Origin of the sequence: Brevibacterium sp. FAM 24630, from assembly GCF_049804075.1 — a bacterium.
GTDB lineage: Bacteria > Actinomycetota > Actinomycetes > Actinomycetales > Brevibacteriaceae > Brevibacterium.
In genome coordinates this window covers 63,536-75,075 of record NZ_JBNBZD010000018.1, presented here as the reverse complement: position 1 = coordinate 75,075, position 11,540 = coordinate 63,536, and the positions used below count along the sequence as shown (strand labels likewise).

The window sequence follows — 11,540 nt, the reverse complement described above, 5'->3', positions numbered from 1 at the left end:
TCCGCAGCCCTGCACGGGTAGGCACGTTCCCCGTATCGGACGCGGAGCTCACACGGCTGGAAACCATGCTCGCCTGGCTGGATTTTCGGCGCTCTTTTGGCCGGAAAAAAGTTGACAAAACACACCCCTGCACCGGCGGTCTCAGCCAGTTCCGGATAGTCGGTCTCTCGCACAGGAGTCATCTCAAGATCACCCGTGCGAATCGTCAGCCCGAACGGTGGCCAGATGTCTGCGAGATCCATGCGTCGATCCTAACCTCGCATTCCCCGAACGAGTCGTGACGGCGCCGGGATATCTGCTGACCGATGTCGGTGCCGCGGAAGACTCCCGTCCAGGACTCGGTCCGCGTTCATGATCGTGCTTTCTGGAAAACCCCAATACCAGCATGCAATGCTGTCGGTAACGTGGACTCCATGACGACTCCTGATACACACGGACCATCGGATGCTCAGGTTACCTCGGACGCCGCTGACGTCCCTGACAGTTCAGACGCCACCGGAACCGCTGCTCAGCACGCCTCAGAGCCAGCCGCGCCCGGCGGCGAGCGTCCACGGTGGACCGCAGTGCTCTGGGCACTCCACTGGCTGCTGCGCATGGGCTTGGCCGTCTCGCTCATGCCCTACGCCTGGACGAAGGTCTTCCACGTTCAGATGGGATACGCGGACTACGCCGACGCACTCGTTCAGTACGGAGAGATGAGCCCGATGGGGCTGCTGTGGCGATTCATGGCATTCTCCCCGACCGTGCAGCTCCTTGCCGGGCTCGCCGAACTCATCGCCGTCATCCTGCTGCTCTTCCGTCGTACAGCCTGGCTCGGTGCCCTCATCGCGGTGCTCGACATGAGCATCGTGTTCCTGCTCAACCTGACGTTCGACGTCCCCGTCAAACAGCTGTCGGGAGCAATGGCGGTGGCCGGCATCATCCTCCTCGTCCCCAACGTCCCCCGCGTCGTGAGGTTCCTGCTCGGCCGGAACACCGGGCCGGCTGTCAGCGGCCTGATCTGGCGCAACAGAGTCTTCGTGCGCATCACCCGCTGGGCCTCACCGATCCTCGCCGTGCTCCTCGTCGTCGGCGGCGGCCTCGCCTCCGGGGCGAGCTTCGGCTGGGGGCGTCTGACCGGTTCCGAAGAGGTCTCGGGCGTCTACACGGCAGCAGCCGGCGGTACTCCGGTGAAGATCGACGGCACCGAGCACACAACAGACGACATCACACAGATCGCTTTCGGACAGATCAACTCCGGCAACGGCAATCGACTGAGCATCCGCTACGCTGACGGCGACTTCCAGGACGGCCTGTACACCGTCGACGGCACCTCGATCACAGCCGAGCTCTTTCCCATCCGGAAAGGCGCTCAGACGCTCATCCGCGACTCGTCCGGCACCCTCGAGTTCGACTACGAGAAGAAGGGTGACGATTCGTTCTCACTGCGCATCGACGGCTCGGAGCTGACAATCGAGAGCGATGAGGAACGACGCTTCCTCTTCGACCGCGGTTTTCGCTGGGCTCCCGAGGCACCAGTGAATCGCTGACGCCCAGTCGCTGAGACCCAGTCACATGATGGAGGCCCCACATTCCGCGCAAGGACCCGTGCAACGTCACGGGCCCTCGCCCTCGAGTCAGCGTCCGAAGAGCTTGGAGAACAGTCCCTTCTTCTTCGGCTTGTCTTCCTTCGCCGCAGGCTGTTCGACCTCTGCCGCATCCTCGGCAGGAGTCTCCGGCGAGGAGACATCTGTCGGCTTCTCATCGGTCCAGGAACCGGTCGAGTCATCGGCCGCGGAGCCTTCGCCGACGGAAGACTCGATCGGGGAGTCCGCCCCCGCCGAGGCGGCCGCAGGCTCGTTGCGGACCGGTTCGGCCGACCCGGGGCCGGCGCCTGGGTGCTCGGTGCGTCCGGCTCCGGCGGAACCAGCACCGGTGTCGGCGGGCGCAGCGGTGGTGGGGGCCGCCTCGGCGGACGACGTCGACGGTTCGGCTGGGGAAGGCTGCGCGGCAACCGTCCCACCGCTTTCCCCACCGGCGGTCGCTGTTGTCGGGCTCGCGGCCGCTTCGGCGGAAGTGTGCCCGGCCGCAGCAAACTGTTCGGCGGCCTCGCCCTCCAGCGGGGTATTCATATCGCAATTGGAGATACGGCGTTCGGAATCGAAGGACAGGTCAGCGGAACCGTCGGCGAAGAGCATCCGCAAACCGCCCTCGGGCAGCTCACGGACGGGGATCCCGCGCTTGGCCACGTACGCGTCGATGGCTGCGCGATGATCGCTCACCGTCGTCTGCGTCAGACCCTGCATGAGCGCGCGCACGGACACCTTCACCTGCGGCTCGGGCAAGACGATCTCGTCGGCTTCGACGAGAAGCCACACGGTCGTGCCGGCACCGGCAGCGGCCGGATAGTGAGTCCATCTGCCGGTGGCCTCCTTCGCCGCCAGGGTCAGCCGCAGCGCAAGCTCCTCATCAAGATCGAGTTCTGCGGTCGTGAGCTCGGCGACCTCCTCGGCGGCACCGAACTTGCGGACGTCGTGAGAGAGTCCGACGACGGCGTCGGGGAAGTCGTTGACGTTCTCCCATCCCCAGAGCCAGGTCTTGTCCCGGCCCGATTCGGACCCGAGCAGATGCGGTCGTGCACGCAGCACGACACCCTCGGAGGAGCTGAACGTCAGGTGCGGGTCGGCGCCGAAATCGACTTCCCATTCGGCGTCGGCGATGAGACCACCGAAATGCGTCTGCACCTCGGTGGAGTAGAAGACGGCGCGATTGACCAGATCCTGCAGAGTTGAGCTCATATTTCCAGCCTAAGCCGGAGCGCCCGAGAAGCGAGGAGGCACGCGGTGATTCGCTCGTGTCAGTGCCGCATGGTGTGCTGAAGGCAGAAACGAGCACTGGAGGAAGGGGCAGGACCGAGAGGAGATCCTGTCCGTCTACCGCTGAAAGGGGAAGGTATGTAAGATAGTCTGTTGCGCTTCGCATCTCTCACGACTCATTCGTCAGTCACTCTTCAATCAGGACGTTCAACGTGGCCCTACTCCGCCTGTCCCTGAAATATGCCAAAGACTATTGGCTGTTCATCATTCTGGTCGTCATCCTCCAATTGGCGGCGACCATCGCCGCGCTGTACCTGCCGAGCCTCAACGCCCGGATCATCGATGAAGGCGTGGCCAAGGGCGACACCGACTTCATCTGGTCGACGGGCATGACGATGCTGCTCGTCTGCTTCGTCCAAGTCGTCACCGCGATCGCCGCGATCTACTTCGGCGCGCGCACCGGCATGGGCGTCGGGCGGGACCTCCGCCGCGCCATCTACCGCCAGGTCGACGAGCTGTCGATGCTCGAGGTCGGGAAGTTCGGCTCCGCGACCCTCATCACCCGCAACACCAACGATGTCCAGCAGGTCCAGATGCTCGTGCTCATGACCTTGAACTTCATGGTCTCCACCCCGATCATGTGCATCGGCGGAATCATCATGGCGCTGCGTGAGGACGTCGGTCTGTCCTGGCTCGTCTGGGTCGCCGTGCCTGTCCTCTTCGTCGTCGTCGCGATCCTCGTCTACCTCCTCATGCCGCTGTTCCGCCGCATGCAGGACCAGGTTGACGACATCAACGGCGTCCTGCGCGAGCAGATCACCGGCATCCGCGTCATCCGTGCATTCGTGCGCGAACCCTTCGAGACCGACCGCTACGCCGACGCCAACCGGGCCCTGACCGAGACCTCGGTCAAGGTCGGCAACCTCTTCGTGCTCATGTTCCCCGCGATCATGATGATCCTCCACCTCGCCACCGCCGCAGTGCTGTGGTTCGGCGGACACCGTGTCGACGCCGGTCAGATGGAAGTCGGTTCGCTGACCGCTTTCCTGCAGTACCTGCTGCAGATCCTCGTGGCCGTGATGATGGGCGTGTTCATGATGATGATGATTCCTCGCGCCGTCGTCTGCGCCGAACGCATCGCCGAGATCCTCGATGCCCGCACCACCATGACCATTCCGGAAGGAGTCGACGAACTCCCGCGCCGAGGCGAGCTCGAGTTCCGCAATGTCACCTTCGGCTACCCCGGCGCCGAGGTGCCCGTTCTCGAAGGTCTGAACTTCACGGCGGAGCCCGGCACCACGACGGCGATCATCGGTTCCACCGGAGCCGGAAAGTCGACGATCGTCAACCTCATCCCCCGGCTCATCGACCCGCAGATCGGAGAGATCCTCATCGACGGGATCCCCGTGTCCGCTTTCAACCGTCATCAGCTGGCGCGGCTGATCGGCCTCGTCCCGCAGAAGCCCTACCTGTTCTCCGGCACGATCGCGACGAATCTGCGCTTCGGCAACGAAGACGCCACCGACGAGGAGCTGTGGGAAGCCCTGCGCGTCGCCCAAGCCGACGACTTCGTGTCCGAGAAGGAAGACCAGCTCGAACAGGGAGTCGCACAGGGCGGCACGAACTACTCGGGCGGACAAAGGCAGCGACTGTGCATCGCGCGGGCGCTGACCGTGAAACCGCAGATCTACGTCTTCGACGACTCGTTCTCCGCCCTCGACGTCGCCACTGACTCCCGACTGCGGGCGGCACTGTCCGAATCGACGGAAGAGGCCACTGTCATCGTGGTGGCCCAGCGCGTGTCCACCATCCGCGAAGCCGACCAGATCATCGTCCTCGAAGCCGGCAAGATCGTCGGACGCGGCACTCACGAAGAACTCGCAGAGTCCAACCCGACCTACCGCGCCATCGTCGAATCCCAGCTGACAGCGGAAGAGGTGAACTGACATGACGAACGACACCTCGACCGAAAACGCCGTGTCCACGGACGATGAATACATGCCCAGCGGCGAAGAACTCGAAATGAGCGGAGGCACCCCACCGCGCAAGGCCAAGCACTTCTGGCCCTCGGTCAAACGCCTCTTCGGGCTCATGGCCAGCGAGAAGATGGGGCTGATCAACGTCGTCGCGCTCGTCGTCGGCTCCGTCGTCCTCACCGTCATCGCCCCCAAGGTGCTCGGCAAAGCGATGGACGTCGTCTACTCCGGCATCATCGGCGCGCAGCTGCCGGCGGGCGCGAACATCGATGACATCATCTCCGGAGCCCGCGCCGAAGGCCGCGACGACTTCGCCGATATGCTCGCCACCGCAGATGTGGTGCCCGGAGAAGGCATCGACTTCACAGCGCTCGGGCAGATCATCATCATCGTCCTGCTCATGTATCTCGTGGCCTCGATGCTCATGTGGGCGCAGGGCTACATCCTCAACGCTTTGGTCATGCGCGTGGTCTACCGACTGCGTGAGGACATCGAACGCAAGATCAACCGTCTGCCGCTGCGGTACTTCGACACTCGGCAGCGCGGAGACGTGATGTCGCGAGTGACGAACGACGTCGACAACATCCAACAGGCGCTGCAGCAGGCGTTCTCCCAACTGGTGCAATCGGCTCTGACGATCATCGGCATCGGCGTGATGATGTTCATCGTGTCCTGGCAGCTCGCGCTGCTGGCGCTCATCGCCCTGCCTCTGTCGGCGATCATCGCCGGGATCATCGGCACCCGGTCGCAGAAGCTGTTCAAAGCGCAGTGGAAGCACACCGGCGAGGTCAACGGGCACGTCGAAGAGTCCTTCTCCGGACTCGACATCGTTCGGGCCTTCGGTCGTGACGAGGTCATGCTCGAAGAGTTCGACCGTCGCAACGAATCGCTGTATGCGGCGTCGGCCGGAGCCCAGTTCGTCTCCGGCATGATCATGCCGTCGATGCAGTTCGTGTCCTACCTCAGCTATGTGCTCATCGCCGTCGCCGGCGGCCTCAAGGTCGCCACAGGCCAGATGACGCTCGGTGATGCGACCGCTTTCATCCAGTACTCTCGTGAGTTCTCGCAGCCCATCTCCGAGATGGCCGGTGTCGCGAACATGCTCCAGTCCGGTGTGGCGTCGGCCGAGCGGACCTTCGAACTGCTCGACGCCGATGAAGAGGACCCCGATGAGGTGGAACAGACGCTTCCTCCGCGGACCCCAGGCAAGGTCACGTTCTCCGAGGTCAGCTTCCGCTACGACCCGCAGACTCCGCTCATCGAGAAAGTGTCCTTCACCGCGGACCCCGGCCACACGGTCGCGATCGTGGGACCGACCGGTGCCGGCAAGACCACCCTGGTCAACCTCGTGATGCGCTTCTACGAGATCACCGGCGGCAGGATCATCCTCGACGGCATCGATGTCCGGGAGCTCAGTCGTGCCGATCTGCGGTCGCATGTGGGCATGGTGCTCCAGGATGCGTGGCTGTTCGAAGGAACGATCGCGGAGAACATCCGTTACGGTCGTCTCGACGCCACCGATGAGGAAGTCATCGCTGCGGCGCAGGCGACGATGGTCGACCGATTCGTCCGGCAGCTTCCCGACGGCTACGACACGGTCATCGACGCCGACGGAGGCAGCGTCTCCGCCGGTGAGCGACAGCTCATCACCATCGCCCGAGCCTTCCTGGCCGACCCTTCGCTGCTCATCCTCGACGAGGCGACCTCTTCTGTCGACACCCGTACCGAGGTGCTTGTGCAGCAGGCGATGGCGGCCCTGCGAACCGATCGGACTTCCTTCGTCATCGCGCACAGGCTCTCGACGATTCGCGACGCCCACACCATCCTCGTGATGGAAGACGGTGCGATCGTCGAGCACGGCAGTCACGACGAGCTGCTCGCGGCCGGCGGCGCCTACCACCGCCTCTATATGTCGCAGTTCCGCGGTGAGGACGCTGAAGAGCATTTCACCACCGAGGTGCTCGCCGAAACCGATGCTGATGCCGTTGACATCGCGGATACGGAGTCGCCGACGAACACGTGATGGGTTGACCCGGATAACGTTTTTCGGGCCCGGAATGGCGAAAGCGATGTATTCGAGACAATCTTCCGAAGTCCGATGCAGGCGAGTACGAGGTCGGTTTCGCGATGATCGTGCAGGTCAGAGAGCGAGGTCTGTCGGACGCACGCCGGGCACCGAAACGGTCGGCTCGGGCCAGGGTTGCGAAGTGGTAAATATTCGGCAATACCGCTCTATCACTTCTGTCATGACCACAATGACCTAAAGTTCTCTGCTCTCCTCCACCTGCGTATGGTCCGTACCACAGCTGACGACGGCAGCCGGTCAGCATTCTGGAAGGACCATCATGAAACGGTTGGCAATGGCGGCGACATTCGCCCTGGCTCTCTCCCTCGGCGGATGGAGCCCGGCGGCCGCACAGGCAGACAGCGACACGGTCCCGCAATCGGCAGATCTCCATGCCGCAGGTGATGCCGGAGACGGTGCTGCGGATGCTCCCGAGACTGAGAATCCGGCACCGGAGGATCCCGGCGATGGTGAGGACGCCACGGACCCCGGTGGCGGCGGTGAATCCACCGATCCCGATGAGGGAGATCACGGAAGCGATGCAGGTGAGGGCGAGGACTCAGCTGACCCGAACGACGGCGAGGACTCCGCCGACCCCGACGACGGTGCCGACGGCGGAGGCGAGGATTCGACTCCGATCGACGCGTCCTTCTCCCTCGACCAGAAGACGATGCCCGTCGACGAAGCGGCTGAGGCCATCCCCTATACGATCACCGGACTCACCGCCGGAGACAGAGTCACCGCCTCGCCCGGCGAAGACGGTCCGATCACCGTCGACAGCGATGGAACGTTCAACGGATCGCTGCGCGGCAACTCCGAAGTGAAGGTCGGCGATGTCCTCAGCGTCACCGTGACGGTCGACAGGGACGGGCAGGAGTCGAAGACCTTCACCGGCAGCGTGACCATCACCGCAGCCGATGACGATTCCGATGGCGATCTCAGCGTCGATCCGAAGACTCAGGGCCTCGACACCTTCCAGAAGAACGGTGTCGGCATCACCCTGAGCAACTGTGTCATGGACGAAGAAGTGACCTTCACGGTCACCCGCGAGGGAGAGGACACTCCCATCTGGGAAGACACTCAGTTCGCGGCGGGGGAAGACGCCGCCGGCTTCACCACCTTCATTCCGGACGCCGGAGGAGACGAGCTGGTCGGCGACTACGCGGTGAGCGCGAGCTGCGGTGACACGACCGAGGAGACGACGTTCTCCGTCACAGCAGACGATGCTGCCGACGCGGACCTCACCGTGACTCCGAAGACTCAGTCGCTGCGCGACTTCCTCGACAGCGGTGTCACCATCACGTTGGTCAACTGCCACGTCGACTCCGATGTCACCTTCCGCGTGAGCACCAAGCACGATCCCGACACCGAGATCTGGTCGGAGACGCAGAAGGCAGGTGAGGACGCCGCCGGATCCGTCCGGTTCACTCCCGAAGAAGGAGGTGGCGGATGGGCGACCGAATTCCTCGTCATGGCCACCTGCGGTGATAAGAGCGCCGAGACGACGTTCACCGTCACCGATGACGGCAGCGCCATCGACCCGAAGCTCTCGATCACTCCTGAACGGATCTCCGGAACCGACTTCATCGATCGGGACAAAGGCGTAGAACTGACGGTCACCGAGTGTGCTCCCGACACTGATGTGCAGTTCGAGGTGTATTCGGCAGGCATGGAGGACAAGCTCTATGAGCAGACGGCGGCGGCCGATGAAGAGGGCACCGCCGGAATTCAGGTCTACGGTCTCGGCGACGATCCTGCGCACTACGTCGGAACCTACAATGTGCGCGCCACCTGTGTCGATACGTCCCGGGACGGGCAATTCGTCGTCACCGGTTCGGAGACCGGTGGGGGCGGGAGCGGAGATTCCGACAATGCCGGCGGCGGAGCATCGATGCCGCGCACCGGTGCAGAACTCACCGGACTGGTGGCAGGCAGCCTGCTCATCCTCGGCGGGGGAGCGGCGATCGCCTTGGCCCGGCGCAGAAGCCTGAACTGACAGTGACCGGTGACCCGTCGGGTCGGTGACGATACCCGGTCCGACGGCGCGCCCCGGTCCCGGCAGACAGGCGATCGGCCCCGGTCCCTCGACACAGAGTCGAGGAACCGGGGCCGATCTGAGCCCGGGAGGATACCCGAGAGAGCCCGGTGAGGCGCCCAGCCTCGTGAGAGATTCAGCCCTTGCTGATGAGCGTCCGCACGGCCGAGGAGAAGAATCCCTGACCGTCGGTTCCACTGCCGTCTTCGGGACCGAACCCGGCTTCGACGGCGTGCTCGGGGTGCGGCATGAGGCCGACGACATTGCCCGCTTCATTCGTGATCCCCGCGATGTCACGCAGAGAACCGTTCGGGTTGAAGCCCTGGTAGCGGAAGACCACACGGCCGGTGGCCTCGAGCTCGTCGAGCACCTCGTCGGTGGCGACGAATCCGCCCTCACCGTTCTTCAGCGGAATGCGGATCGTCTGACCCTGGTCATAGTCGCTCGTCCATGCAGTGTTCGCGTTCTCCACCACGAGGTTCTGATCGCGGCAGATGAAATGCTGGTGGTCGTTGCGGATGAGCGCACCGGGCAGCAGGTGGGATTCGCAGAGGATCTGGAAGCCGTTGCAGATGCCGAGCACGGGCATGCCCGCGTTCGCAGCAGCCACGACGGACTCCATGATCGGGGCGAAGCCGGCGATTGCGCCACAGCGCAGGTAGTCACCATAGGAGAACCCGCCGGGCAGGATGACGGCGTCGACACCGGACAGCGACGAATCCGCATGCCACAGGTTCACCGGGTTCGCACCCGCAAGACGCACGGCACGGGCCGCGTCGCGGTCATCGAGCGTTCCGGGGAACGTGACGACACCGATGGAGGCTCCGGACTCGGCCGCCGCCTCGGCGAGGGTGGGATCATCGGCCACAGCGGTCACGAGGCATCCTCGGCCACGCGCACTGCGACGACGTTTTCGATGACGGGGTTCGACAGGAGCTTCTCCGCGGCTTCACGGGCCTGGGCGAGCACTTCCTCGGTGGCCTCGCCTTCGACTTCGAGTTCGAACCTCTTGCCCTGACGAACCTCACCGAACCCGGTGAAGCCGAGGCGATTCAGTCCGCCGGAGATCGCCTTACCCTGGGGGTCAAGGATCTCGGGTTTGGGCATCACCTCAACGACGACACGTGCCATGCGTGTTCTGCTCCTTTGTGAAAGTGTTCGGGAGTTCCTCCCGCGCTCGCCCAAAGTCTATCAAGCATGGCCGGTGCTCCGCCCCGCGGTCCGGTCGAAGGACCGCCGGGCCGTCCGGCAGCGAGACCGCCGGTGAGCTCAGGAGTCGAAGCCCATGCCCACGGCGTCCAGGACCTTGAGCAGCGGACCGCGTCGGCCTTCGTTCTCGTCGGCCTTGATCATCGCGTTCGTCGTCATCGTGATCCCCAGCCAGGCGATCGGCTCGGGAGGGAACGGCAGCGGCAGCTTGCGGACCATCTCGAGCTCGGTCAGTTCGGTCCTCTCACCGCTGAGCAGGTCGAGCATGACCGTGCCGGCGAACCGCGAGGCACCGACGCCGAGGCCGGTGAAACCGGCCGCCATCGCCACCTTATTGCCGTAGGCGGTGGTGAAGAAGGAGAAGAAGCGTGAGCAGGTGTCGATCGCCCCGCCCCATTTGTGCGTGAACTTCAGCCCCTCCAGCTGCGGGAAGGTCTCGAAGAAATGCTCGGCCAGAGTCTCGAAGGTCTCAGGCCGCTGATCGTACTTCCACGAGATCTGCCGTCCATAGTGGTAGACGGCGTCCCAGCCGCCGAAGAGGATCCGGTTGTCGGCGCTGAGCCGGTAGTAGTGGAAGCGGTTGGCGCAGTCGCCGATTCCCTGCCGCCCGTCCCAGCCGATCGCCGCCAGCTGCTCGTCCGACAGCGGTTCGGTCATGAGCGCGTAGTCGTAGACGGGAACAGTGTGCAGGCTGACCCGTTTGAGTAGGGACGGGAAGACGTTCGTGGCCAAGGCCACGTTTCGGGCGGCGATGGTCGCCTCCGGAGTGGTCAGCCGTACGGTGGACTTCTCATCGCTGACCGAGGTGACCTTCGTGCCCTCATAGACCTCGACGCCGAGTTCGCGGATGACCCGCAGCAGCTCCCAGCACAGCTTGGCCGGGTTGAGCATCGCGACTTCACGGGAATCCCACAGGGCACCCTTGTAGGTCGGGGACTTGACCATCTGGGACAGCTCCTGCTGGTCGTAGAAGATGAATCCCGCGTCCGGATCATGGGCTTCCCGGAGGTCGGCGACCTGGTAGTCCTCGGTCGCGACGTCGAGCTCACCGGTGCGTTCGAACTCGCAGTCCATCGAGTACCTGGCCACGGCGGCCTCGATCTCGTCGAGGTTCTCTCGTCCCAGCTCAGCGAGACGATCGTTCTCATCGGGCAGATGATTCGCGCCGTTGTCATAGCCGTGGGTCAGGCTCGCGGCGCAGAATCCGCCGTTGCGACCGGAGGCGGCCCACCCGATGGAGTTCGCTTCGAGAAGGACCACGTGCCGATCGGGGTCGCGTTCCTTCGCCTGGAGTGCGGTCCACAGTCCGGTGAACCCGCCTCCGACGATGACGAGGTCCGCGTCGATGTCCTCACCCAAAGGAGGCAGGGGCTCGGGTCGCTGGTCGGTATCGAGCCAGAACGGAACGGTTGAGGCGTCGGCCAATGCGGCGTTGACGTCCATGTCACTTCACTTTCTGC

Annotated in this window: 8 protein-coding genes and 1 pseudogene; 4 read left to right on the top strand and 5 right to left on the bottom strand. The window is 64.1% G+C overall.

Features of this window, described 5'->3' with window-relative positions:
• A pseudogene (locus tag ACPUD7_RS13420) lies at positions 1-242 on the bottom strand (hypothetical protein); the annotation flags it as partial.
• A gap of 321 nt (positions 243-563) precedes the next feature.
• Here ACPUD7_RS13420 and ACPUD7_RS13415 point away from each other — a divergent pair.
• On the top strand, positions 564-1,529 hold the full coding sequence (locus ACPUD7_RS13415) for a DoxX family protein (protein WP_425120193.1): 966 nt from the start codon (positions 564-566) through the stop codon (positions 1,527-1,529).
• Between the two features lie 87 nt (positions 1,530-1,616).
• On the opposite strand, the gene ACPUD7_RS13410 is transcribed toward ACPUD7_RS13415, so the two are convergent.
• Positions 1,617-2,777: a DUF6882 domain-containing protein gene (locus ACPUD7_RS13410; RefSeq protein ID WP_135537473.1), complete on the bottom strand. Its 1,161-nt coding sequence runs from the start codon at positions 2,775-2,777 to the stop codon at positions 1,617-1,619.
• A 230-nt stretch (positions 2,778-3,007) separates the two neighbouring features.
• Between ACPUD7_RS13410 and ACPUD7_RS13405 the strand changes: the two genes are divergently transcribed.
• From ACPUD7_RS13405 to ACPUD7_RS13395, 3 genes are all read left to right on the top strand, one after another.
• Entirely contained in the window at positions 3,008-4,741 is a 1,734-nt protein-coding gene (locus tag ACPUD7_RS13405) for an ABC transporter ATP-binding protein (protein ID WP_135537472.1), read from the top strand.
• Between the two features lies 1 nt (position 4,742).
• Positions 4,743-6,794: an ABC transporter ATP-binding protein gene (locus ACPUD7_RS13400; protein ID WP_135537471.1), complete on the top strand. Its 2,052-nt coding sequence runs from the start codon at positions 4,743-4,745 to the stop codon at positions 6,792-6,794.
• 322 nt (positions 6,795-7,116) lie between these two features.
• Positions 7,117-8,832: a hypothetical protein gene (locus ACPUD7_RS13395; protein ID WP_135537470.1), complete on the top strand. Its 1,716-nt coding sequence runs from the start codon at positions 7,117-7,119 to the stop codon at positions 8,830-8,832.
• Between the two features lie 175 nt (positions 8,833-9,007).
• Here the strand turns inward: ACPUD7_RS13395 and purQ are convergent, their stop codons facing one another.
• The 3 genes from purQ to ACPUD7_RS13380 form a co-directional block, all read right to left on the bottom strand.
• Positions 9,008-9,748, bottom strand: a complete 741-nt coding sequence (purQ, locus tag ACPUD7_RS13390) for a phosphoribosylformylglycinamidine synthase subunit PurQ (protein WP_135537469.1) — start codon at positions 9,746-9,748, stop codon at positions 9,008-9,010.
• Positions 9,745-10,002, bottom strand: a complete 258-nt coding sequence (purS, locus tag ACPUD7_RS13385; protein ID WP_135537468.1) for a phosphoribosylformylglycinamidine synthase subunit PurS — start codon at positions 10,000-10,002, stop codon at positions 9,745-9,747. Before purS ends, purQ begins: the two co-directional genes overlap by 4 nt.
• A gap of 138 nt (positions 10,003-10,140) precedes the next feature.
• Positions 10,141-11,523, bottom strand: coding sequence for an NAD(P)/FAD-dependent oxidoreductase (locus ACPUD7_RS13380; protein ID WP_425120192.1), 1,383 nt, complete (start codon positions 11,521-11,523; stop codon positions 10,141-10,143).
• Positions 11,524-11,540: the final 17 nt, after the last annotated feature.